Origin of the sequence: Candidatus Binatus sp. (assembly GCF_030646925.1) — a bacterium.
Classification (GTDB): Bacteria; Desulfobacterota; Binatia; order Binatales; family Binataceae; genus Binatus.
In genome coordinates this window covers 20,484-44,113 of the sequence record NZ_JAUSKL010000065.1, presented here as the reverse complement: position 1 = coordinate 44,113, position 23,630 = coordinate 20,484, and the positions used below count along the sequence as shown (strand labels likewise).

27 protein-coding genes are annotated in these 23,630 nt (G+C 60.3%); 20 read left to right on the top strand and 7 right to left on the bottom strand.

The features are described from left to right. Positions 1-366, bottom strand: a 366-nt coding sequence (locus Q7S58_RS10860) for an MBL fold metallo-hydrolase (RefSeq protein WP_304824916.1), incomplete at its 3' end; no start/stop codon positions are given. Positions 367-502: 136 nt separating this feature from the next. After that, positions 503-715, bottom strand: coding sequence for a dodecin family protein (locus Q7S58_RS10855; protein ID WP_304824913.1), 213 nt, complete (start codon positions 713-715; stop codon positions 503-505). Positions 716-897: 182 nt separating this feature from the next. On the opposite strand from Q7S58_RS10855, the gene Q7S58_RS10850 reads away from it, so the two are divergent. The 3 genes from Q7S58_RS10850 to Q7S58_RS10840 all read left to right on the top strand — a co-directional run bounded on the left by Q7S58_RS10850 (position 898) and on the right by Q7S58_RS10840 (position 2,808). Next, the gene (locus Q7S58_RS10850; protein WP_304824910.1) at positions 898-1,974 is read left to right on the top strand and encodes a hypothetical protein; all 1,077 of its coding nucleotides are present in this window, start codon (positions 898-900) and stop codon (positions 1,972-1,974) included. Between the two features lie 293 nt (positions 1,975-2,267). After that, the gene (locus tag Q7S58_RS10845) at positions 2,268-2,552 is read left to right on the top strand and encodes a type II toxin-antitoxin system Phd/YefM family antitoxin (protein WP_304824906.1); all 285 of its coding nucleotides are present in this window, start codon (positions 2,268-2,270) and stop codon (positions 2,550-2,552) included. Continuing rightward, positions 2,539-2,808, top strand: coding sequence for a Txe/YoeB family addiction module toxin (locus Q7S58_RS10840; protein ID WP_304824902.1), 270 nt, complete (start codon positions 2,539-2,541; stop codon positions 2,806-2,808). Before Q7S58_RS10845 ends, Q7S58_RS10840 begins: the two co-directional genes overlap by 14 nt. A gap of 11 nt (positions 2,809-2,819) precedes the next feature. Here the strand turns inward: Q7S58_RS10840 and Q7S58_RS10835 are convergent, their stop codons facing one another. The 3 genes from Q7S58_RS10835 to Q7S58_RS10825 form a co-directional block, all read right to left on the bottom strand. Then, positions 2,820-3,623, bottom strand: a complete 804-nt coding sequence (locus Q7S58_RS10835) for an alpha/beta fold hydrolase (protein ID WP_304824899.1) — start codon at positions 3,621-3,623, stop codon at positions 2,820-2,822. 106 nt (positions 3,624-3,729) lie between these two features. Further along, complete coding sequence (locus tag Q7S58_RS10830) at positions 3,730-4,341, bottom strand: ubiquinol-cytochrome c reductase iron-sulfur subunit (protein WP_304824896.1); 612 nt, start codon at positions 4,339-4,341, stop codon at positions 3,730-3,732. 162 nt (positions 4,342-4,503) lie between these two features. Next, the gene (locus Q7S58_RS10825) at positions 4,504-4,962 is read right to left on the bottom strand and encodes a hypothetical protein (RefSeq protein ID WP_304824894.1); all 459 of its coding nucleotides are present in this window, start codon (positions 4,960-4,962) and stop codon (positions 4,504-4,506) included. A 123-nt stretch (positions 4,963-5,085) separates the two neighbouring features. Between Q7S58_RS10825 and Q7S58_RS10820 the strand changes: the two genes are divergently transcribed. The 8 genes from Q7S58_RS10820 to Q7S58_RS10785 all read left to right on the top strand — a co-directional run bounded on the left by Q7S58_RS10820 (position 5,086) and on the right by Q7S58_RS10785 (position 12,786). Further along, positions 5,086-6,456, top strand: a complete 1,371-nt coding sequence (locus Q7S58_RS10820; protein WP_304824891.1) for a hypothetical protein — start codon at positions 5,086-5,088, stop codon at positions 6,454-6,456. A 16-nt stretch (positions 6,457-6,472) separates the two neighbouring features. Next, positions 6,473-7,321 (top strand): radical SAM protein, encoded by an 849-nt coding sequence (locus tag Q7S58_RS10815; protein ID WP_304824888.1) that lies wholly within the window; start codon positions 6,473-6,475, stop codon positions 7,319-7,321. Positions 7,322-7,382: 61 nt separating this feature from the next. Continuing rightward, on the top strand, positions 7,383-8,414 hold the full coding sequence (gene queA, locus Q7S58_RS10810) for a tRNA preQ1(34) S-adenosylmethionine ribosyltransferase-isomerase QueA (protein ID WP_304824885.1): 1,032 nt from the start codon (positions 7,383-7,385) through the stop codon (positions 8,412-8,414). Further along, the gene (gene tgt / locus Q7S58_RS10805) at positions 8,414-9,544 is read left to right on the top strand and encodes a tRNA guanosine(34) transglycosylase Tgt (protein ID WP_304824882.1); all 1,131 of its coding nucleotides are present in this window, start codon (positions 8,414-8,416) and stop codon (positions 9,542-9,544) included. Before queA ends, tgt begins: the two co-directional genes overlap by 1 nt. An 86-nt stretch (positions 9,545-9,630) precedes the next feature. Then, complete coding sequence (gene yajC / locus Q7S58_RS10800; protein ID WP_304824879.1) at positions 9,631-9,975, top strand: preprotein translocase subunit YajC; 345 nt, start codon at positions 9,631-9,633, stop codon at positions 9,973-9,975. A 40-nt stretch (positions 9,976-10,015) separates the two neighbouring features. Further along, positions 10,016-11,677, top strand: a complete 1,662-nt coding sequence (secD, locus tag Q7S58_RS10795; protein ID WP_304824876.1) for a protein translocase subunit SecD — start codon at positions 10,016-10,018, stop codon at positions 11,675-11,677. 205 nt (positions 11,678-11,882) lie between these two features. Continuing rightward, entirely contained in the window at positions 11,883-12,077 is a 195-nt protein-coding gene (locus tag Q7S58_RS10790) for a helix-turn-helix domain-containing protein (protein WP_304824872.1), read from the top strand. Positions 12,078-12,168: 91 nt separating this feature from the next. Then, positions 12,169-12,786 carry a class I SAM-dependent methyltransferase gene (locus Q7S58_RS10785; protein WP_304824869.1) on the top strand — a complete coding sequence of 206 codons (618 nt, stop codon included), beginning with the start codon at positions 12,169-12,171 and terminating at the stop codon, positions 12,784-12,786. A gap of 26 nt (positions 12,787-12,812) precedes the next feature. Here Q7S58_RS10785 and Q7S58_RS10780 read toward each other — a convergent pair whose 3' ends face one another. After that, on the bottom strand, positions 12,813-13,454 hold the full coding sequence (locus Q7S58_RS10780; protein ID WP_304824867.1) for a hypothetical protein: 642 nt from the start codon (positions 13,452-13,454) through the stop codon (positions 12,813-12,815). On the opposite strand from Q7S58_RS10780, the gene Q7S58_RS10775 reads away from it, so the two are divergent. The 9 genes from Q7S58_RS10775 (at position 13,453) to Q7S58_RS10735 (ending at position 22,412) form a co-directional block, all read left to right on the top strand. Next, positions 13,453-13,857, top strand: a complete 405-nt coding sequence (locus Q7S58_RS10775) for a hypothetical protein (RefSeq protein WP_304824864.1) — start codon at positions 13,453-13,455, stop codon at positions 13,855-13,857. The two genes, Q7S58_RS10780 and Q7S58_RS10775, sit on opposite strands and share 2 nt — an antisense overlap. A gap of 211 nt (positions 13,858-14,068) precedes the next feature. Next, positions 14,069-14,842 carry a cytochrome b N-terminal domain-containing protein gene (locus Q7S58_RS10770; protein WP_304824862.1) on the top strand — a complete coding sequence of 258 codons (774 nt, stop codon included), beginning with the start codon at positions 14,069-14,071 and terminating at the stop codon, positions 14,840-14,842. 18 nt (positions 14,843-14,860) lie between these two features. Beyond that, positions 14,861-15,007 (top strand): hypothetical protein, encoded by a 147-nt coding sequence (locus tag Q7S58_RS10765; RefSeq protein ID WP_304824859.1) that lies wholly within the window; start codon positions 14,861-14,863, stop codon positions 15,005-15,007. Between the two features lie 83 nt (positions 15,008-15,090). Continuing rightward, a complete protein-coding gene (locus Q7S58_RS10760; protein ID WP_304824856.1) occupies positions 15,091-15,999 on the top strand; it encodes a hypothetical protein in 909 nt (302 codons plus the stop codon). A gap of 15 nt (positions 16,000-16,014) precedes the next feature. Beyond that, the gene (locus tag Q7S58_RS10755; protein WP_304824853.1) at positions 16,015-16,191 is read left to right on the top strand and encodes a hypothetical protein; all 177 of its coding nucleotides are present in this window, start codon (positions 16,015-16,017) and stop codon (positions 16,189-16,191) included. Positions 16,192-16,260: 69 nt separating this feature from the next. Then, positions 16,261-19,029, top strand: a complete 2,769-nt coding sequence (locus Q7S58_RS10750) for a c-type cytochrome (protein ID WP_304824850.1) — start codon at positions 16,261-16,263, stop codon at positions 19,027-19,029. 78 nt (positions 19,030-19,107) lie between these two features. Next, entirely contained in the window at positions 19,108-19,812 is a 705-nt protein-coding gene (locus tag Q7S58_RS10745) for a carboxypeptidase regulatory-like domain-containing protein (RefSeq protein WP_304824846.1), read from the top strand. A gap of 370 nt (positions 19,813-20,182) precedes the next feature. After that, complete coding sequence (locus Q7S58_RS10740; RefSeq protein WP_304824843.1) at positions 20,183-22,027, top strand: tail fiber domain-containing protein; 1,845 nt, start codon at positions 20,183-20,185, stop codon at positions 22,025-22,027. Positions 22,028-22,037: 10 nt separating this feature from the next. Next, a complete protein-coding gene (locus tag Q7S58_RS10735; RefSeq protein ID WP_304824840.1) occupies positions 22,038-22,412 on the top strand; it encodes a VOC family protein in 375 nt (124 codons plus the stop codon). A gap of 316 nt (positions 22,413-22,728) precedes the next feature. Here the strand turns inward: Q7S58_RS10735 and Q7S58_RS10730 are convergent, their stop codons facing one another. Further along, complete coding sequence (locus Q7S58_RS10730; protein ID WP_304824837.1) at positions 22,729-23,487, bottom strand: 1-acyl-sn-glycerol-3-phosphate acyltransferase; 759 nt, start codon at positions 23,485-23,487, stop codon at positions 22,729-22,731. Positions 23,488-23,630 lie beyond the last annotated feature (143 nt).

Genomic DNA, 23,630 nt, shown 5'->3' with positions numbered 1-23,630 from the left:
CGCGCGCGATTCGGGCCGTTCGCCCGGGCTCATCTTGCCGAACTCGATCATGCGGCCGGCGCGTTCTGCTTCGAGGCGATGAATGTGCGTGATGGCGTGGCTGCGGCGGCGAAGTTCGCCTGACGCGCCGAAATGATCGATGTGATGATGGGTCGCGATGATCGCGTCGAGGTCCTCGACCTTGATTCCAACCTCGGCGAGCGATTCTTCGAGCGCCGCGATGCTCTCCGGTGAGTTCATCCCGGTATCGACCAAGGCCCACGCGCCATGGCAATCGATCAGGTAAACGTTGATGATCGTGGGCCGCATCGGAAGCGGCAGAAATAGTTCGTAGATGCCCGGGTTAACCTCGACTACTTTGGCCATTACCTACTCTCAGTGGCTGGTTTCGCATGACTTGACGTCCTTGCGCTCCGCCGCTTGGTCGCGAATTGCGCTCGATACGCGTCGCGAGATGTTGCATCGTGCGCGGAAGCCTCGTTCGATTCCGCGCGGTGAAGACTCACTCGTGTAGCTCATCCTTGACCTGGAAGGTCACTTTTAGTTTAACCTTCCAGCGTACCACCTTGTTCGCCTCGATTGTAGCGGTTACGTCTTCCAGATGCGCCGAGTGGATGCCCTTGATGGTGACGCCGGCGCGCGAGACTGCAAGTTGCACGGCCTCTTCGACCGAGTTGGCCGAGATTCCCGTTAGCTCGATCGTTTTTTCAACCATGGATGGGCGCTCCTTGGAAGCCATCGCCGACGCGCTGATTTGACGTTTCGTCAATCGTGGCGCTAGTTTTGGCCCTGCGTGGTGATTAGCGCACGCTGCGAGCGGAAACAAGTTAGGATCAGTTTTGCGTTGATTCCCGCGCACCGCAACCCATCCTGGGCGCATCGCGAGGAACATACCGATTGGCAGTTAAAATCGAGAGTCCGAGGGGGGAGGCCGCGCTGACTGAGTTCGTGCGGTTTCACGATCGCGTCTATGAGTACCGGAGCGCGCGATGGCCCTCGCAGATAGCCGTGCAGTTGCCGCTGCTGATGGGTGAAGGCCCGTTTGCCGTCGATCGCAAGCTGTGTCCGTTTGCGGTGATCGACAACGGGCGGATGGTCGCGCGCGCGGTCGCTCTTATCGACGGATCCTACCAGCGTCATTGGAAGGAAGCGCTCGGGCATATCGTGATGTTCGAGGCGATGCCCGACGCGCGCGACGGCGTCAGACTGATGATCGACGAGGCCGCGTCGTGGCTGAAATCGCGCGGCGCGGCGGTCGCGAGAACTGGCTACGGCCTGCTCGAATTTCCCTACGTGATCGACGACTACGAGACCCTGCCGCCGGACATCGCGCGGCAGAATCCGCCTTACTATCACGCGCTGCTGAAGGACGCAGGCTTCGAGTCGGAGCGCGGCTGGGTCGATTACAAGATCAAGGTCACGCCTGAATTGATCGCGCGCTACGAGAGCGCGCTGGAAGCATGCCGGCGCGCGGGATTCGAGATCCTCGCGCTGAAGGATGTGCCGGAGTCGCGGCGCCTGAACGACTTCGAGCCGACCTGGAACCAGGCGTTCTCGCGCCACTGGGGGATGACCCCTTTCAGCCGCGGCGAGATGTCATTCCTGTTCGACTACTTCAGTATCAGCGGCGGGCTCGAGACGTCGGTGCTCGCGTACAAGGACGGCGCGCCGGTCGGCGCGCTGATGGTTACACCGCCCAACGTCGAAGGAGTGATCCTCAAACCGGGACGGACGCTCGCCGATCATGAGAAGCTCAATTTTCTGGGTATCGGCGTGCTCGAAGCAGGGCGGGGGCGCGGCGTGAATCTCGCGATGGCAGCGTACTCGTATCTGCGCCTGATCAGGAATGGATCGAAGTACCTTAGCTATACTTTGGTGCTCGACGACAACTGGCCGTCGCGCCGCACCGCGGAAAAGCTCGGCGCGAAAATCTGCGCGAACTACATCACCTATCGCAGGGATTTGAGGGTGTAGCGCGCACCTCCTTTCTGTCATTCAGAGCGGAGGCTGCCGAAGCGAAGAATCCCGGATCCTTTCTTCGCGCCGACTGCACCCTCACCCGCCTCGTCGCTTACGCGCTTCGGCGCGCCTCTCCCGCAACGAAGCGGGCGAGGCAAAGGAAATGATCTGAACTCAGCCATGCGACCATAGCCAGCGCGCAGATCTCTCGACTCCGGCAGCCTGCGCTCGGGATGACGGACGGTCGGACTGGTCGGCTGATGCCGAACGCGGTCGCATGATGTACAGGAATACGGTACAAGTAAGCGATGGCGAAAGAAACATCCTATACCGAGGCGCGCGCGAATTTCGCCTCGCTCTGCGATGACGTCGCGGAGAGCCGCGAGGTCCTGATAATTCATCGCCGCGGCGCTCGCGACGTCGCATTGGTCGCGGCCGATGAGCTCGAATCCCTGCTCGAGACGGCACATCTGCTACGTTCGCCGGTGAACGCCAAACGACTGATAACAGCTTTGAGCCGGGCTCGCGGCAGGCGACTGAAGCCGCAATCGATTGAAAAGCTCCGGCGCGAGTTCGGGCTTGGCAAAGTCTGAGCGGCTCGCGATCTTTCATCCTGAATTTCGCCAGGATTTGCGGTACTGGGTCGAGACGAATCGGAAGGTGGCGCTGAGGATCCTGGATTTGGTGGAAGCGGTGATGCGGGATCCGTTTCAGGGCGTCGGGAAACCCGAGCCGCTGAAATACGTCCTCGCGGGGGCGTGGTCGCGCCGCGTCACCGAGGAGCATCGCCTGGTGTACGCAGTCAGCGCCGGGCGCGTTGATTTCCTACAGGCGCGCTATCACTACTGAAGCGCGCGCGATCAGTTCTTCAGCCAGGTCACGATTCGCTGATGGATTCCGACCGGATCGACTGACTGAAACGCATGCCCCGCGCCGGGAATCAGGTACATCTCGGCGTGCGCGATCTTTCCCTTGATCAATTCCGCATTCTCCGGCGGCACCAGCACGTCCTGATCACCGTGCACGATCATCACCGGGCATTTGATTTGCTCGAGCCGATCGTAAGCGTTGAAGCTCGCGATTCCCGCCATCGCGCGATCGGCGGTCTCCGGCGGTGTCGGCGGCATCATCTTCGCCCCCGCGACCAGCATCGGTTTGATTTCCGGCTGAGCCGCGTTGAACTCGGGCGGCATCAGCGCCGGCAGCATGATGTCGAAGCCCTTCTCCGGATCGGTCGTCATCAGTTTCGACCCGGTCATCAGCATCTCGATCACATCGGGGCCGGCCATCCTGGTGTTGGGACCGCCGGGCATCGTGCAGCCAAGCACGGTTTTGATGACCTGCTCCGGATGCCGCAGCATCAGTTCCTGCGCGATCATGCCGCCCATCGAAACACCGAAGACCTTGGCGCTCGGAATGTCGAGCGCTTCCAGCAGATTGCTCGCATCGTCCGCCATGTCCTCGACCGTGTACGGACCTTCGGGCTTGTCGCTCAAGCCCGTGCCGCGATTGTCGAAGTAGATCGATTTGAAGCCCGCGAAGAATGGCAGCGACGGAAGCCACGCCGCGCCGGGCATCCCGAATCCCATGATCAACAGCAGCGGTTCGCCCTCGCCGTAGGTCGCGTAACTCAGATTGATGTTCCCGGCTTTGATTATCGGCATCGTGATCTCCTGCGATGAGGTTCGATACTCGTCAGATGATAGCAAAAGAAAGCGAGCGCGGCTCTGGTCCGCGCCCGCTTTGACCTCGACCTTTATCGATTATCGATCAGGCAAGCTTCAGGATGCTTTCCGGGTGCTGTTCGTTGGGGTCGGCGCCCGGTTCCATCGTATAAACCACCGCCTTATCGACTACCAGTTGTCCGTCGTCGCCGACGTAAATCTTGAATCGATCCATCGGCCGCGGCGCGGGTCCTTCAAAGTTGAGGCCGCTGATATCATAGCCGGAGCCGTGGCACGGACATTTGAATTTTTCTTCCGCCTTGAGCCATCGCGGCGTGCATCCGAGGTGCGTGCACTTCGCGAAGATGGCATAGAAGCCCGCCTTGGTGCGGATAATCCAGGTGCGGAAATCCTGCTTGAATTTTTCGCTGACTTCGCCGACGACATAGTCATCAGGCAGACCCGCCTTGAACTTCGAGGGCGGCAGAAACAGCACGCGGGGAAACGCGGAGCGCACGGCGGCCAGCAATCCCAGCAGCGAGAAGGCGCCGAAGCCGGCCCATCCGAGCACGCCCAGGAAATCGCGCCGGCTCCACAAGGTGCCGATTTCAGCTTTTTCCTTGCCACGTTTGGCGCGTTCTTTCGCCTGTTCTTCTTCGCGCCACTTCTTTAATTCAATCGGATCGGTCGGAGCTTTCTCTTTCAGTGCAGCAGCCATCTAAGTGCAGGATCCTCCCAGCGGATGCGGAAACATTAGCTGACTCACGATAATTGGACGTAGCTGATTAGGAAAAATTCTATGCCGCAAAGATGCCAGAGTTTCAAGGCGGTTGATAGCGCCAGAAACGTGCGCGGCCGTGGATGCGATCACGGCCCGGGATCAGTGCATCTGCGATTGGCCGGGCGGCGCCGTCGAATAGGCGGAAACCGACGGAACCGACGGCTTGGCGATCGTCGCGGGCTGCGCGGCTTGCGCGGGAATCGGCTTGGTTTTGGTCGGCGTCCAGTCCTGCGGCGACGAACTCGAGACCGTCGAGCCGAGCGAATTGTCGGGGATTATCGGTACTGGCGGAGGCGGCGAGAAATCCGCGCCGCCCACTGGCCGGTAGGCGCCGGAAATGGGACTGTCGGTGGCGACATAATGCATCGGACGCGCGAGCAGCCATTCGGCGGCAAATCCCACCGGGTAAAGGATGTCGGCCATCAACGCGAGCGGCTGAGAGTCTTCGTCGGTATATTCCTTTGGGTTCTGCCGATCGTTGTCGTTATATTGCGCGTGCGAAAAGCTCGGCAAGCCGAGCACGAGCGCGGCGCTGAAACAAATTGCTGCTCGCCACATACGTACAATTTGAGTGATTGGATGCGCTGAAGTCAACCCGCTGGAATCGCATCGCGCGTTCGCGCCACGTTCTTGCCTTGATCGCGCCCCACGCGCAATTCTAAGCGCGTGACATCCAGAGCGATGCGTCTCCTGCGCGCGTGCATGATGATTCCCGCGGCCACGGCGATCCTGTTGTGGTTCGGCGCGTCGATCGCCGCGGCTGCGGCGACGCCCTCGGCGGGCAACATCACCTACGTCGGCACCGACGCGAACATCTACTACTGCGACGCCAAGTGCGCCCAGCCGCGATGCATCACGTGCAAGGGCGCGGGCGCGCATGTCCGACGCGACGACGCAGTCGCGCTGGCCGCGTGGCCGGCTCAGTTGCCGGGCATCCCAGGCGAACCCGGACGTCCCGAGGAGAGCGCGCCGCGCAGCGGCTCGGAGTACGGTTGGCCTACCTTCTCACCCGACGGCAAGATGCTCGCGTACGCGTCGGAGACGCACAAGAAGGACGGCGCCTCGTACGCCGTGTGGGTGTACGACATCGCGAGCCAGGTATCGATGCAAATCTTCGAGAGCCGCAGCGAGCGCTTGATCTACCTGGTCTGGCTTGGCGACGGACAGCATCTTTCGTTTCTGCTTGGAGAACCGCGCGGGATGAGCCTGATGCTCGCGGAGAAAAAGGAATCGGCGCCGGTCAGAATCGTCACGACCGGGCTGCCGCTTTACTTCGCGTGGGGGATGAAACCCGACACGCTCGCGCTGCATCTGCTGGCGCTCAATTCGGAGCGCACCGAGCAGGTCGCGCTGATGAGCCTCACGCCGACCAGCCAGAATATCGACAAGGTGCTATCGAGCGGGCGCACGCCGTTCAAGAATCCATGCTGGTCGCCGGACGGCAAACATATCGCGTACGTCGCGAGCTATCATGCCGAATCGAATATCGTGGTGGCGGATGCGCAGGGAAAGAATCCGCGCTCGATCGTGAGTCTGCCGGTCGGCGAGAACAGCATGATCTGGGCGCCCGATTCGGCGCATCTCGCGTACTCGACCGCGATCACCGCGCAGAATCCCGTCTATCACGGGATCAAGCTGGTCGATATCGCGGACGCGACTTCGAAGTGGATCACCAAGGCCGATGTCGCGGCGTTTTTCTTCTCGCCGGACTCGCAGCACGTGCTGTATATCGGCGTGCCGCCCGAGAAACCGTACTACGCGTGGAATGTAATCGACCTTAAGTCCGGCAAGGAAAAAGCGCTCGGCAATTTCCTCACCACCGTGGACGAATCGACGATGTACCGCTATTTCGATCAACTCGCGGTATCGCATCAGATCTGGTCGCCCGATTCCACGGCGTTCATTTTCGCCGGCGTGCGCTTGCTGGGCGATCCCAACCGCGCGCTCGGCGTGGCGCCGCCGCCGATGGCGTACGTGGTGCCGATCGACGGCAGCGAGCCGCATCAGGTGGCGAGCGCGGTGCTCGGGTTTTTCTCGCCCGCCGCCAACTAGCTACACCTCGATGTAAGTGTCGTCGAAGCGCTATCAGCTCAAGGAAACCACGCGCGCGCTGACTCGGACCGGCGGATTTCTCCGCGGGTTCGCATTCTCGCTCAATCCATACGCCGGATGCGCATTCGGCGACGCCGGCGGATGCCCGTTCTGCTACGTGAGGATGCTCCCGGTCGCACACGGTGAAAAATCGCCGTGGGGCAGTTGGGTAATCGCAAAGTCGAACCTTGCCGAGCGCCTCGAGCGCGAACTCGCCGCGCTCGAGCATTCGGGCCGCCTCGCCGGGACGACCATCTTCATGTCGAGCGCGACCGACCCGTACCAGGGAATCGAGCGGAGCCTCAAGCTCACGCGCGCCGCGCTGGAGGCTTTTGTCCGCCATCCGATGCGCCGGCTGTTGATTCAGACGCGGAGTCCAATAATCGAGCGCGACCTCGATCTGATCACAGCGCTCGGCAATCGCGCGATCGTTTCGATCACGATCGAAACCGACGACGACAATGTGCGCCGCGCGATCTCGCCCACGTCGCCATCGGTCGAGCGGCGGCTTAAGACGGCGCGGATGTTCCGCAAGCACGGCGTGTTCACGCAAATCGCAATCGCGCCGATGATGCCGAATCATCCGGAGCGTTTCGCCTGCCTGATCGACGACGCGGCCGATCGCGTGATCGTCGATACGTACTTCGACGGCGACGGCGCTCGCGGGGCGCGATCGACGGCGCTCGGAATCGGCGAACTGTACGCGCGGCGCGGCTACGAAGGATGGTTCCGGCGCGGCGCCGAGCGCGAACTGCTCGCGGCGATGCGATCGCGACTCGGGGAGCATCGCGTGCTGTTCAGCGGCGCGGGATTCAACGCGGTGTGATGCGCGCGGCCCGCTGCGATGATAGGTTCGATCCCGCACCCAGCAACCGCGCCTGCCAGACATGCGACTGTCCGAACTAGACTACGATTTGCCCGCCGAATTGATCGCCCAAGAACCGCTGGAACGCCGCGACCAGGCGCGGATGCTGGTGCTCGATCGCAAGACCAAATCGATCGAGCATTCGCGCTTTTACAAACTCGCGCGTCATCTGCGCACCGGCGACTTGATCGTCCTCAATGACACGCGGGTGCTGCCCGCGCGCCTCTTTGCGAAGAAGGAATCGGGCGGACGCGTCGAGATGCTGCTGGTCCGGCCGATCGACGCGCCGCGCGAAGGGCCCGCGGGCGCATGGATTGCTCTTGTCCGGACTCATCGCGTGCTCAGGGAAAACACGCGCCTGATTCTCGCCGATGGACACGCGCTCCGGATCGTCGGCTACGCGCGGCCCGGGCGTCCGATCGTCGTCAGCGACGACGGTATCGCGATCGAGCAACTCCTTGAACTCGATGGCGTCCTCGCGCTGCCGCATTACATTCATCGCACGGTCGGCGCGTCGGATCTCGTGGACTATCAGACCGTTTACGCGATGAAGCCTGGCTCGATTGCGGCGCCCACGGCGGGCCTGCACTTCACCGACGACGTATTCAAAGCGCTCGCCGAGGCGGGTATTCGCACGGCGACGGTGACGCTGCATATCGGGCCCGGCACTTTCGCGCCGGTGCGCGCGCCCGAAATCGAAAGTCATACGATGGAAGCGGAGTGGTTCACGATTCCGCCGGCGACGCAGACTGCGATCGAGCACACGCGCCGCGTTGGCGGCCGGATCATCGCGGTCGGCACCAGTGCGACCCGCGCGCTCGAATCGTGGGCGATCACCGGCGAGGCGGATGGCTTCACCGGTCTCTTTATTCATCCGGGCTTTCGCTTCAAGCTGGTGGACGCGATGATCACCAACTTTCACATGCCGCGCACGACCGTGCTGGCGCTGGTGATGGCGCTCGCGGGCCGCGACGCGATCCTCAACGCGTATCGCGAAGCGATTCGTCATCGTTATCGCTTTCTCAGTTACGGCGACGCGATGCTGATCCTGTGATGCAGTCGCCAATCGAATTCAGCGTGATTGCCCGGGATGATGGTGCGCGCGCGGGACGCCTCGTCACCGGTCACGGCGAGGTAGCGACGCCGGCGTTCATGCCGGTCGGCACTCGCGCCGCGGTCAAGGCGATGGCGCCGGATGAACTCTGGGATATGGGTTACCGAATGGTGCTCGCCAACGCGTATCATCTCGCGATCCGGCCGGGTGCGGAGTTGGTGCGCGAGATGGGCGGCGTCGCGAGCTTCATGGGATATCGCGGCGCGGTGCTGACGGACTCGGGCGGCTTCCAGGCGATGAGCCTCGCGCAAATCAATTCGATCACCGACGATGGGATTCGATTCAGGTCTCATCTCGACGGATCGCTGCTGATGCTCACGCCGGAGAGCGCGGTCGAGATTCAGCAGCATCTCGGCGCGGACATCATGATGGCGCTCGACGAATGCACGCCGTATCCCTGTGAGCACGGCCGCGCGCTCAAGTCGCTCGATTTGACGGCGCGATGGGCCGAGCGTAGTCACGCCGCGCGGATCAGCACGACGCAGGCGCTGTTCGGAATCGTGCAAGGGAGCGTGTATCCAGATTTACGCAAGATGAGTGCGGCGCAGATCACGTCGATCGCGTTCGACGGCTATGCGGTGGGCGGGCTCTCGGTCGGTGAGCCGAAGCCGGCGATGCTCGAGATGGCGGCGCTATCGGTCTCGATGCTGCCCGCCGACAAGCCGCGCTACCTGATGGGCGTCGGTACGCCGGCGGATTTGCTCGCGGCGATCGCGATGGGCTTCGACATGTTCGATTGCGTGTTGCCGACGCGCAACGCGCGCAACGGCTCGGCGTTCACCAGCGAGGGCCGCATCTCGATCAAGCAAGCTGTGCATGCGCGCGACGGCCGACCGCTGGATCCGGCCTGCGATTGCCGTCCATGCCGGACTCATTCGCGCGCGTATCTGCGCCATCTATTTATGTCGGGCGAGATACTCGCGGCGCGCGCGCTGACGGAGCATAATCTGCACTTCTATGCGAACTTGATGCGCGGGGCGCAAGCTGCTATCGCGTCGCGGACGTTTGCGGCATACGCGAAGGATGTCGCGGCGGGCTGGCCGGTGAAGGAAGCGGCCGAAGGCGCATAGCGATCGAGTTCGATGTTGAAAAAGATCGTTCATCGCCGCACGATTGCGATGTCGCGATTAGGATGGTGCGATTAGGATGTTGATCGATGCTTTTTGAAGGAACTGCGTATGCGCAAGCTGCAGCGGGCGCGGGGGCGGGCGGCGAGCAGGTAATTTACACCACCGTGGTGCCGCTGGCGCTGCTGTTCGGCATCTTCTATTTCCTGCTGATTCGCCCGCAGACCAAGAAGGCGCAGGAACACTCGAAGATGCTGAAGGATCTCAAGCGCAACGACGAAGTCGTCACCACCGGCGGCGTGATCGGGCGAATCGTCGAACTGGGCGACACGGTGGTGACGCTGGAAGTCGCGCCCAACGTGCGGATTCGAGTCGAGCGAGCGCAAATCGCGAATGTATCCACCTATGGCAAGGGCGGCGGCAAGAAAGAATAAATGATCGGGACGCGCTGCGTTCCATTAATCGGAGTCCCAGTTGGATAGTCAATCGGAAAATATCGGCCCGGTGCTGATCATGGCCGCCTTGATCGCCGTGTTTCTCTATCTCCATTTCACCGGCGGCAGCGGGCTTACGCGGATTTATGTCGCGGCGGCATTGGTCGTGTCAGCGTTGGTGATCCTGTTGCCGAGTCTCAACGTCGATTTGCCGGATTGGTACAAGGCCACGCTTGGGACGGCGAAGATTCAGCTCGGTCTCGACTTGCAAGGCGGGACGCATCTGCTGATGAGCGTCAAGCTCGACGAGGCGGTGAAAACTCAACTGCGGCGGCGCGGCGACGATCTCAAGCGCGAGCTCAAAGCCAACAAGCTCGACGTCGATTCGGTCGGCGTCGATGACAGCGGCCGCATGATCGTTAAGCTCAAGACCAGCGACGAGCGCACGCCGTTTCTCGATCTGGCGCAGAAGTCGTTCTCGGACCTGGTCGTATCGAGCGTGACGGACGCGTCGGGGCCGACCTATTCGCTCGATTTCAAGCCAAGCGAGGCCGCTCTGATCCGCACCAACGCGATGGATCAGGCGCTCGAGACGATCCGCAATCGAATCGATCAGCTTGGCGTGCGTGAAACGACGGTGGCGCGCGAGGGTGACAATGAAATCCTGGTCCAGCTTCCGGGTATCCAGGATCCGGAACGCGCGAAGGAACTGATCGGCAAGACCGCGGTGCTCGAGTTCAAGCTGGTGGACGATTCACACAACGTCGAGGATGCGGTCAAAGATGGTCCGCCGCCCGGCGACGACCTGCTTTACGGCTCAGCCGAGCGCGGCGGCAGAACTCCGTACCTGGTCGAAGCGCCGTTGCTGATGCAGGGCGACGTCGTCACCGATGCGCGCGTGCGCCCGGGCGGACGGCTCGAAGGACCCTACGTCGGCGTCGAACTCGACGCGCGCGGGGCACAGATTTTCGACGCGATGACGGCCGAGAACGTCGGCCGCAAGCTCGCGATCATCCTCGACAAGACCGTGTACTCCGCGCCCGTGATCAAGGAGCGGATTCCCGGCGGCCACGTGCAGATTAACGGCCGCTTCTCGATCAACGAGGCGCACGACCTCGCGATCGTGCTCAAGTCGGGCGCGTTGCCGGCGCCGGTGGAAATCGAGGAGGAGCGCACCGTTGGGCCGTCGCTGGGGCGCGATTCGATTCGCGCAGGTATCATGTCGTTCGTGATCGGCGCGGGCGCCGTGCTGATCTTCATGGCGGTTTACTACGACGGCGCGGGCTTGCTCGCCGACTTCGGACTCTCACTTAACATCCTGCTCCTGATCTGTGTGATGGCGGCGATGGGCGCGACGTTGACGCTGCCTGGAATCGCGGGAATCGTGCTGACGCTCGGGATGTCGGTGGACGCTAACGTGCTGGTGAACGAACGGATGCGCGAGGAGCTGCGCTCCGGTAAGTCGCCGCGCGAGGCGGTCAAGCTCGGCTATCAACGCGCGTGGTCGGCGATTCGCGATTCGAATATCTCGACCTTCGCCGCGGGGCTGATCCTGTTCAATTTCGGCACTGGTCCGGTGAAGGGCTTTGCCGTCACTTTGTGCGTGGGAGTGCTGACCGGGCTTTTTTCATGTATCGTCGTGACGCGGGCGTGGTACGATTACCTGATTTCAATACGAAGATTGAATGCGATCAGCGTTTAGTAAGGAAAATTCCGCCGAACGGTGCGTTTTCTAAGGCCAAACATCCTTGATTTCGGGAAATTCGGCCACCCGCTTGCCCTGCAGAGCCTTGCCGGAGCAAAATTGCGTGTTGGCGAAGACCGTCTCCTTGACATTCACAGTGGGCGCATATTAGAAACTCGCGTCCCGACAATCTCCCGAAGTGAGGCGTCTTGTTGGACTTACGATGGCCGATAAAGACGACATACTGCTCAACTCGCGCGAGGTCGCGTTCCTGCTCGACCTCAGCCCGGACACCGTGAACGAATTTGCCCGCCGCAATATTATTCCGGCCTTCAAGAAAGGGCGGCAGTGGCGATTCCGCAAACGCGACATCACCTTGGTCAAGCGGCAACTGCGCGGTATCAACGCGGCGGCCTGAGCGCGCATCGATTTTGGTCGGATGGCGCAGCCCACTAACCTCGACATCGATAACCCAAGCCCTCCTGCGTCGCTTACCGAAGGAGTGAACTATGGCTGAACCGCATCAGAGCCGCGTCTATTCCGATCTGGCCCGCTTCTACGATTTTTTCTTCGGGCGCGTGTTCGTCGATCGCGAGCATGAAGTTATCGAAAGCCTGAATCTCAGGCCGGGCAACCGCGTGCTCGAGGTTGGAGTCGGCACTGGAATCGCGCTCGACGCCTACCCGCCGTATGCGCATATCGTCGCGATCGATCCGTCGGCCTCGATGCTGAAGCACGCCGCCGAGAAGGTGAAGGAAAATAATATGGGCCACGTCGAGCTTAAGATCGGCGATGCGCTCAATCTGGATTTTCCCGACAACAGCTTCGATTTCGTCACGTCGTTCCATGTGCTCACGGTGGTGCCGGATCCGTACAGGATGATCTCCGAGATGGTGCGCGTGTGTAAGCCCGGCGGGCGGATCGCGATGACGACGCATTTCCAGAGCGCGAATCCGATCGTGGCGCTGGCCAACACGCTGGTTAACCCGATCACCAAGCTGCTCGGATGGTCAACGCGGCTGCGCAAGCAGGACGTGCTGAAGGGTCATCCGATCACGCTCGAGCGCAACGGTAAGGTGAGCCCGTTCTCGGTGCACACCGTGATCATCGCGCGCAAGAATTCGTAGCCGTGTTCCCCCGCCTGATTCCTTCACTACTTGGTGGAATTCTCGACGCTGTCTTTGGGCTTCGGACGATCGAAGTACGTCACCCAGCAAGCATCGAAGTCCGCGAATTCGGGCCCACGAGGCGTACCCATCACGACTTCGTACGAACCTGATTTCGTGAAGATGAGCTGCGGCGGCTTCAAGGCATGGGGGCCGTTCCATCCCCATGAATCGGACAAGGAGCCGCGCGCAGAACTGGTAGGAAGCTTGATCTGCTTCATTCCGGCAAATTCGGGGTCCGGGATTACGGGGGCAATCGTGTCGGGATATTTGCCTCCCGCATTAGGTTCAAATGAAATCATGAACGTGTCTGTTTGATAGTTCATGATGGCGAAATCTAAGCCGCCGTGCGGCTCTGGAAGGTCCACCGTCAAAGTGTCGCCACGATACAAAACTTTGGGCGAGCAGTGCAGGGTGTCGTAGTCCATCGCGGTCGCAGGTTGTATCGCGCAAAAAATGGCTGACGCCACCGAGATCGCAAACGCCAACCTCACCCTGAAGTACGCTGCCATCGCACCGACTGTATCACGCTGCTTTGGGGGGTGCGTTGCACTCGTTTCGGATGTTCGATAGGTCTTAGCGCGCATCGAAAACGGATCCAATCGATCATGGCTGATTCCATCCATCATGGCTGATTCCATCAAAACCGACGCCGAACGCGCGGCCGAGTCCGACGCGAACGACGAACGCGTCGAGCAACTCGCCAAGGAACTGGCCGACCGGCTGCGCGAGATGCCGAATCGGCAGGAACTCACCGATTACGCGGTGAGCCTGCTGAAGGAGAGCAACGAGGACGCCGATCAGGCCGACCTGGTGCGGACCAGCGCCGAGCGCACCGCGAAGAACGATCCGTTCAATCCGATCGCGTTTGCGATACCGCTGTTCGTAATCGGGCTGGTTTTGTGCGCGACCGGAATACTTATCGGGCCGGGTCTCGGCGTGATGGGAATGGCGGCGATAATGGTCGTTTATGGCCTGGCGGTTTCGTTTTTCAGCCGCGCCGGGAGTGGCAAAGCCAAGGCTGGGCAGTAGTTATTCTGGATATGATACTGCTCCTTTCTAATGAGAATTTTTTCGCGCGCGATCAATCAGACTTTTTTGTTGCAGAGGTCGGGCACAATTAGGTAGCCTTACGCCGAAATTTGATCCGGACGCGTGCGTCATCGTATTGAACCGCTCAGGATTTTGCAGATAATCAGATGAGTACGCGCCGGATCGAGGTGGCGCGGGAGCTTGGTAGCGGATGGCTAAGTTGGACTGGAACGAAATCAAACGTCAGATAACCGACTCGGACGCCTGGCAATCGATTTTCAGGCACGGTTACGAGGATACGCCCCGCAACCGCATCCTGATGGTGTCGGGCAACGTATGGCTACATCTGCATCCGTCGAAAGTGCAGAAGCATACGGTGCGATTGCGGTTTACGTGGTGCATGGGCGGCATCACGTTCCTGCTGTTCCTGGTCACCGTGATCACCGGCATCTACCTGATGTTCTACTATCGGCCAACGGCGGAATACGCTTACGCCGACATGAAGTATCTCGAGTTCGACATGCCGTTCGGGATGCTGATGCGCAATATGCATCGCTGGGCCGCGCACGGGATGGTGATCGCGGTCTGGCTGCATATGTTCCGCGTCTTCATGACCGGTTCGTATAAACCGCCGCGCGAATTCAACTGGGTGATCGGCGTGATCCTGCTGGTGCTGACGCTCTTGCTGTCGTTCACGGGATACCTGCTGCCGTGGGACCAACTCTCGATTTGGGCGGTGACGGTCGGCTCGAACATGGCCCGCGCGACGCCGCTGCTCGGGCACGGCGGTCCATTCCATGAGGTGCTGGGTGTGAACCCGGTTTACGATGCGCGCGCGTTTATTTTCGGCGGCGCGGAAATCGGACCGCATACGCTGCTCCGATTCTACATCCTGCACTGCATCTTCTTTCCGTTGCTGGCAAGCCTTTTCATGGCGGTGCATTTCTGGCGTATCCGCCGCGACGGCATGTCGGGACCGCTCTAGGATTGGGTGACGATTTAGATGGGTGATGTGTTTTCATGGTTCCTGCATCAGGGAATTGTGCGCGTTTTATCGGTGCCGATCGGAATGATTGTGCTGCTCTATCTGATGTACGTCCTCGCGGCGCCGCCGCCGTGGACCGACGATGAAGATGCCGCGCCCCGCTAGAGTTAAGCTATGATTGAGCATCTGACTTCGGTGGAAATTCTCGCGGACTCGAATGCCTTGATGGTGACTGCAAGAGATTAATCATGGCGAGCCAGGACGGTAACGGAAGCGGTATCGTGATGCGCGCGGCGGGCGCCCCTGCGGGCGGCGCGGCGCGAGCTCCAACACCAGCGGTCGGTCCATCGAAGCGCAGCGAGGTGCCGATCAAGAAGGCGGGCGGCGGCATCGAAGAAAAGCTGCACACCTGGCCGTTCCTCGTGCGCAGCGAATTCATGATGTCGATCCTGATCGTCATCGTGCTCACGATCTGGTCATTGATGCTCAATGCGCCGCTCGAGCAGCCCTCCAATCCGACGCGCACGCCCAATCCGTCGAAGGCGCCGTGGTACTTCCTCGGACTGCAGGAGATGCTGGTGTTCTTCGACCCGTGGTACGCGGGCGTGGTGTTGCCGAGCTTCATTATCGTCGGCCTGATGCTGATTCCGTATCTCGACATCAATCCGAAAGGGAACGGCTACTACACGCTGCGCGAGCGATGGTTCGAGATCATGACGTTCTTCATGGGATTCCACATCCTGTGGGTGTCGTTCATCATCATCGGCACGTTTTTCCGCGGCCCGGGATGGAACTGGTTCTGGCCGGGGCAGGTCTGGGATCCGCATCTGGTCGAGGCGCTGACCAACGTCGATTTGCCGTACATGGTCGGAATCCGCGATTACATGGCGGCGGCGATCTTCGGGCTCGCGATGATCGGCGGCTACTTCGTGCTGTCGTACATCGCGCTCTACTACTGGATACGAGCTAGGCCGGCCGGCGATCCGCGGTCGGCGTTTCCGGGCGGCGGTCCCGAGATATTGCAGAAGTGGGGACCGGTGCGCTTCGGTATCACCGGCTTTCTGCTGATCGCGATGGTCGGCGTGTTCATCAAGATGGCGCTGCGCCACGCGCTCAACATCAAGTACATCCTGGTTACGCCCTGGATTAACATCTGACGTGGCCGCATCCTGGTGTTTATCTTTGCAAAAATCCTGCAGGCGCTGGGGCTCGCCGACGTTGGCTTCGCGCTCTACATCGGAGTCACGCAGCCGCAGGGGATGGCCAACGAGTACAAGTTCACCGGCATCGGCATCCTGGTTTTTCTGGTCGGCTACATTATCGAAGGCTATTGGGGATCGCGCGGCTAGCCGCATCCAAAGGAATCATATCGGCGGGGCTACAGGCTCCGCGGGCGGAGTTGAGGACAGGTAGAGCAGATGGCGGGCAGACCGGGGCTTGATCCCACCGAGGAAGGAAAATCATACAGCGCGCTGTTCGTGCTGATGGTCGCGCTGTTGCTGGTGACCGCGGTCTGGTCGATCTGGGACGACAACATCTCGCGTCGTCCGTGGAAGGAATACCAGGTCAAGTGGGACCGCCTCGCGTACGACAAGTACATGAAGGATGCGGACGACGAGCAGAAGCGCCTCAACGCGGATCCCGAATATCAGAAAGCGTCCAAGGAGTTGGCCGAGGCGCAAAAGGAATTGCACTCGGGCGCCACCGCCGCCAAGCTCGACGATCTGCACGCGAAGCTCCGCGATCTTAATGTTGTCGCCGACGACAAGGATCAGGCGGTTCGCTTCACCAAGTCGTTCCTCACCGAGCGATGGTACGATTACAACCACGCGCTGCAGGCGAAAGAGGATGCGACTCCATACAAGCAGGAGATCGATCGGCTGAACGCGGACCTCGCCAAGGAGAATCTCGTCTCCGACAAGGCCAAGGCCGACGTGCAAGCGGTCAAGGATGAGATCGAGGCAATCAACTCGAAGACCGAAACGCTGACCGAACAGATGAAAAAGCTGACGGCCAAGCGCGACGACTTTATCGAGAAGGCCGACACCTACATGATCCCGATCGCCGTGCGCGGGGTTGTGCTGTTCCGCTATCCGAAAATTCCGAAAATTCAGCAGACGTCGATCGACGATTTCGATCGCAACGCGTTCGACCAGGCAATCGCGCGAGTAGATCGATGCCAAAGCTGTCACATGGGCATCGACAAGAAAGGCTTCGAGACTGCGCCGCAGCCATTTCGCACGCATACTAACTTCGATCAGATCATGCTGAAGCATCCGCCCGACAAGCTCGGATGCACACCTTGTCACGATGGCCAGGGCCCGGCGGTGAGTTCGGTGCGCCTCGCGCACGGCGAAGATCACGATTGGGATTCGCCGATGCTGAAGGGCGACAAGATGGAGTCGCGGTGTATCAAGTGCCACCTCGATGTCGGCTCGCTGCACGACGCGGACGGCAAGCCAATCGCGATCAACTGGGTCGAAGGCGAGCGGATGTTCCAGCAGATGGGATGCGCGGGATGCCATCTGGTCGCGGGCTACGAGGACATGCCGAAGATCGGGCCTTACCTGAAGCTCGCGTCGGCCAAGCTCGATCCGTCGTGGACTGTCCGCTGGATCACCGATCCGCACGTGTTCCGGCCGCACACGCGGATGCCGAATTTCATGTTCTCGCGCGAAGAGGCGACCGCGGTCGCCGCCTACCTGATGGATAGCTCGTCGAAGCAGTCGAAGGGTTGGACGGCGGCGCACGTCGCGCCGCCGACGCTCGCTGCCGACGTGAAAAATCCGGGATTGATCGAAGAAGGCAAAGGTCTCTTCGAGTCAGTTGGATGCAAGGGCTGTCACTCGATCGAGCCGGACCAGTACGGCACCCCGGTCGGCGATGCGGCGAACTTCAAGCCGGATCAAACGCGCACGACCAAGGACTTCGCCCCTGATCTCAGCAAGATCGCCGAGAAAACTTCGGCCTCGTGGGTCTATTTCTGGCTGCGTAATCCGCGCGACTTCGCACCGCATACTGCGATGCCCTCGCTACGCTTGACCGATCATGAAGCTGCGGCGCTGACTGCGTTCGTGATGACGCATGGCGAGAAGAAAGAAGATCCCGGCGTCGAGACTGCGCTCAAGGCGCCCGATCAGGTCAAGAAGGGCGAAGCGCTGGTGCGCAAGTATGGATGCTTTGGCTGCCACGAAATCGAAGGGATGGACAAGGAATCGCGCATCGGCGTCGAACTGACGACGTTCGGATCGAAGCATCTCGACGAATTGTTCTTCGGCAACGAGACCGAGATTCCCGAGACTTGGGATGCGTGGACGTTCCACAAGCTGCAGTCACCGCGCATCTATGCGACCAAGGACGTCGAGCAGTTGATGCCGAATTTCGACTTCGACGATGTTGACATCAAGAACCTGCGCGTCTTCCTGGCGGGACTTACCTCAGGCACGGTGCAGGAGCGCTACCGGATGCCCGGCTCGCAGCATCAGACCCAAATCGTCGCGGGCCGCCGGTCGGTCAATTACTACAATTGCGTCGGATGCCATATCGTCGAGAATCGCGGCGGCTACGTGCGGCGTTTCTACACCGAGGATCAGATCAATTTCGCGCCGCCGATTCTGAACGGCGAAGGCGCCAAGGTGCAGCCGCAATGGCTGTTCACGTTCCTGCAAGGTCCGACCTCTATTAGGCCGTGGCTGAAGATTCGGATGCCGACCTTTCATCTGTCGAATCCGGAAGACGATACGATCGTGAATTATTTCACCGGGCTGTCGGACGTGGACGTGCCGTACATGTTTATCAATACGAACCTGATCGCGCCGGTCGAACTGCAGGCGGGCGCCAAGCTGATGTCGAAGGATTACTTCAACTGCTTTAGCTGCCATCAGCAGGGCGACAAGAAGCCCGAAGGTCCCGAGTCAGGATGGGCGCCCGACCTCGCGCTGGCTCATCAGCGGCTTAATCCTGAGTGGATTCTGGCATGGATAGCGAATCCGCCGTCGATCCAGCCGGGCACCAAGATGCCGTCGTTCTATCCGGGCGGTCCCGACGACATCCTGGGCGGCAAGCAGGACGAACAAATCAAAGCAATTCGGGACTATATTTTCTGGTTCGGGAGCCATCCGGGGCAGCCGATACCGGGGCAGGTGGCGACCAATCCGGTCAAAGTGAGTAAAGTGAGTAAGAAGTAGGTCTTTATCGTCTAATTATTGGTGTGGTAACCAATTGCCTGACAAACTGATCCATCTGAGGTGAATCGAGGAATGAACATGAAAAAGGTTGGGATTTTACTGGCGGCATGCGGGAGCCTTGCGCTTTCCGCAAGCGTTGGCGCTATCCCTGTGTACGCGGCTGGCGGCACGGTAAGCGGCACCGTCAAATACGACGGTACGGCGCCGGCGCCCAAGAAGGTCGAAGTGACCAAGGACAAGGAAGTCTGCGCGCTTCATCCGCACGTCGAGGAAGATCTGGTCGTCGATAGCTCCGGCGGGATCGCGAACGCAGTGGTGATCGTCAAGGGCGCCAAGGGCGACGCCAAGCCGACCGAGGTGACCTTCGATCAGAAAGGATGCGACTACGTGCCGCACGTGCTGGCGTTTCCGGCCGGCAGCACCATCAAGATCATGAACTCAGACGGCATCCTGCACAACATCCACACCTATTCGACCGCGAATCCTTCCTTCAACATGGCGCAGCCCAAGTTCAAGAAGGTGATCAGCCAGAAGATCGATAAGCCCGAAGCGATCAAGGTAACTTGCGACGCTCATGGCTGGATGCATGGATGGTGGATCGCGACCGATACGCCGTACTACGCGGTGACCGATGACAAGGGCAACTTCACGATCAAGGATGTGCCCGCGGGCAACTACACGGTCGAAGTATGGCAGGAGAAGCTTGGCACGGCCGATCAGAAGGTCGATGTAAAGGATGGCGCCGCGGCCAACGCGAACTTTTCGCTGAAGCCCAAAAGCTGATAGCGATCTGATCGCGCCGAGCTTTAGATCGAATTAGCCGCGAGGGCTGAATCGGCGCCGTGGACCCCGGCTGATAGTACGATTCCGCTTTAGGTGAAGCGAAAGCTTCGTCGAGGGCGTGGAAGGGGTGTTTGTCGCGGGCGGGGTGCGCGGGGCCGGAGCTTCTTTCTCCGGCCCCGTCTTCTTTTCCGAATCGCCGATAAGGTTGGTTCTCAAAAGAACGCTGCGGGCTTCCTCTTTTGCGGTTGCGCCGCGATGAACCCCTGCGTCATCATCCGGCAGGAGAGTTCCCGCATAACGTCTGTACGGTCGCAGTGTGGGCTGCAACTCTCGATTGCACGGTTGCAACAACCTTCGCGACGGTGGGTCCATGAAAAAGACGGCAACAAATCTTCTCCTTTCGATCACGGCGATTCTAATCTTCGCACTGTCGAGCGTGACTACCGCGTCGGCCCAAACCAACACCAGCCTCGGGACTGGAGCGCTGACAGGCAACACCGGCTCTTACAATACCGGGCTTGGGTACCTGACTCTAACCAGCAGCAACTTGGGTTGGGAGAATACGGCGATTGGCGCGCAGGCTCTTCTGAACAACACGAGTGGCAGCTACAACACTGCGACAGGAGTTAACGCTCTCTATAGCAACACCACTGGCAGCAATAATACCGCCGATGGCGACAGGGCGCTCTTTTCCAACAACGGCAACTACAATACCGCAACCGGATATTACTCCTTGGAGCTCAACACCTCGGGTTATCAAAATACCGCGACGGGTGCGCAAGCTCTGTCGAGCAACACCACCGGCTGGTACAACACCGCTAGCGGGGTGAATGCTCTCTTCAGCAACTCGACCGGTTTCTTTAATACCGCCGACGGGCATAAAGCGCTCTTCTCCAACACTAGCGGCTTGTACAATACCGCGGCTGGAGCGAATGCCTTATCGAGCAACACAACGGGCTACGCCAACAGCGCTATCGGCGCGTATTCTCTCTCACATAATGGAACAGGTTACGACAATACCGCTACGGGCGCGGACGCGCTCCTCGCCAATACCACGGGTCACCACAATACCGCGAGTGGGTTCTCGGCCCTCGAGAGCAATACAACCGGCTACGGCAATACCGCCAATGGCGTGGACTCCCTCTCCAGCAACCTCACGGGCTTTCATGACGTTGCGGTCGGCGATTCTGCCCTGCGCAGTAACACTAGTGGGTACTTGAACACCGCGGTCGGTGTAAGCGCCCTGTCTAAGAACACAACAGGCCTCTACAATACCGCCACCGGCGCGCAGGCACTGCGCTTCAACACGACCGGCTCCAGCAACACTGCGACCGGGGAGAATGCGCTCTACTTCGACAGCACGGGCTCTGAAAATACTGCCGCCGGGTGGTCCGCGCTCGTAAACAACACCACCGGGCGCAACAATACGGCAGGCGGTTCGAAGGCTCTAATCAGCAATACCACCGGCATCCAGAACACCGCGAGTGGAGCGCAAGCTCTGTACAGCAACAGCACTGGCAACTACAACACGGCGGACGGCCTTCAAGCCCTGTACAAGAACACGACCGGCCAATACAACGCCGCTCTCGGCTACCAGGCTGGATTCAATCTCACTACCGGCAACAACAACATCGATATCGGCAATCTCGGTGTCGCGGCCGACGCGGGCACTATCCGCATCGGCACGCCGGGCAAACAAACCGCGACTTACATAGCAGGCATCACCGGCAGCGGCGTGACGGGGAGCGACGTCGTAGTCAATGGCAGCGGGCGGCTAGGAGTTGTAGTCTCATCGGCCCGATACAAGAACGATATCTCTGACATGGGAACCTCGACCAACCGCCTGATGAAGTTGCGGCCAGTGACATTCATCTATAAGAACGACGAGCAGAAGACGAAGCAGTATGGCTTGGTCGCGGAGGAGGTCGAGCGAGTTTATCCAGAGTTGATAGTTCGCAACGACGACGGCAAAGTCGAGTCGGTGCGCTACTCGATGCTCACGTCGATGCTGCTGAACGAACTACAGAAGCAAACCAAAGAGAACGAACGACAGACTGAACAGTTGCAGCAGCAGACGCGAGACCTGCGCGATGAGATCGTCAAAAATGAACTGCAAGCCGCCGAACTCGAACGGCTCGAGCAAAGATTGTCGAAGTTGGAGCTAGCGGGAGCAAGCAGCCGGGAGCCGCTTCAAGTGGGCTCAGCTTCGCGATAGAGTAGGGTACATGCTGAAGCGCCTCGACACGCTGGAGATTGCCACGACCGATCTTGCCGACGCGGCATCGACGTACGCGAAGAACTTCTCGTTCGCGGTGACGAAGTCCGGCGACGGAAGTACCGCGATCGTCAAGGTCGGCGACGCTGAAATCAAGCTGACGGCGGGCGATTCAGTCAAAGCTGCAATCGATGCTGCGGGCGAGGGGATGATCGGATTGTGGCTCGAGGCGGAAGACGTCGAGCAGGTCGCATCCAGGCTAAGGAGTGCGGGAATGGAGCCCGGCGACATCCGAAAGGAGCCGGGCCGTCGCGTCCTCGCGATCGATCCAAAGCTTGCGAGCCAGGTCCCGCTCTTTATCTTCGATCGCAAGAGCGCCGATTGAGTCAGGTGAGCTCAAAGATTCACCAAGGGCACAGCAATTGCTCCCTTTGAGTCAGGTACTGAACGATGGAGCAGTTCAATGTCCAAATCGAAGCAGATTCTTCCGGTATTGCTGATGTGCGGCGCTCTTTCTATGGCGGCAGGATGTGCGTCCCAGCAAGCCGAGCGCACCACTGACAATGTAACTACTACCACCGCCCGACCCGTTGGCTCAGTGTTGGGGGCAGTTGGCGACGTGATAATGTTCCCGTTCCACCTAGTCGGCGCGCTCTTCTCTTAGTCGGCAAGCAGCGGAGCAACTGATGGCTCAGCCGATGCTAGACATCGGTGGTGAAGGTTGCGCGCACCTGTTGTTCGAGGCGCTGGGTCAATTCGGTGCGATCGGCGCTGCGCATCCCTTCGGTCGGAATGGGCTTGCCGATCGCGATACGCATCGCGCCTCCCGGGACGACTATCTTCGCTCCGCGCGGGAAGAACCCGCCCGATCCGCTGATCGAGATCGGCACCACCGGCAGCTTGGTCAGGATCGCGAGCCACGCGGCGCCGTCGTTGAACTCGTGCACGCGATTGTCGCTGAAGCGATGCCCCTCCGCGAACACGCACACGGTGAATCCGCGCTTGATGATCGCGACTGCCTTGCGAATCTGCTTGCCGCCCGATTCGCGATCGATAATCACGTGTCCGCCGTGTTCCATCGCATAGCCGACGGCTGGAATCCGGCGCAACTCTTTCTTGGCGACGAAGCGCGGTTCTCCGGGCAGGTACGCGGCGAGCGCGAAGATATCGAAGAAGCTCTGGTGGTTCGCGACGCCGATGAAGGATTTGAGTCCCGCGATATTCTCGAGACCCTCCATCTGAACATCTATCCCGCAGGTATTGATGATGGCGCGGCCCCAGATGCGGCTCACGACTGTGACTGCGTGATACTTCTCGAGCATCGCGAGGGTCGCGGCAATCGGCCCGCACACTGCGGTATAGATCACCGAGAGCAGGGTGGCGGCGACGCCCCACGCGATGCTTAACATGCCGCGCGGCGCGGCTGCCGGTATCGGCGAGGTCTCGGCGTGATTCGGCATGGTTAGCTACTTTGAACAAAGGCGCCCGCGCGCTGCAAGCGACGATCGGCATACGGCCCGCGCTGGATAAGCGAAACGCCTCGTGCGCGCGGCGCAAAGTTGACCCCATCTAATGGCTCTGTTAAATCGATCACTAGTCCGAG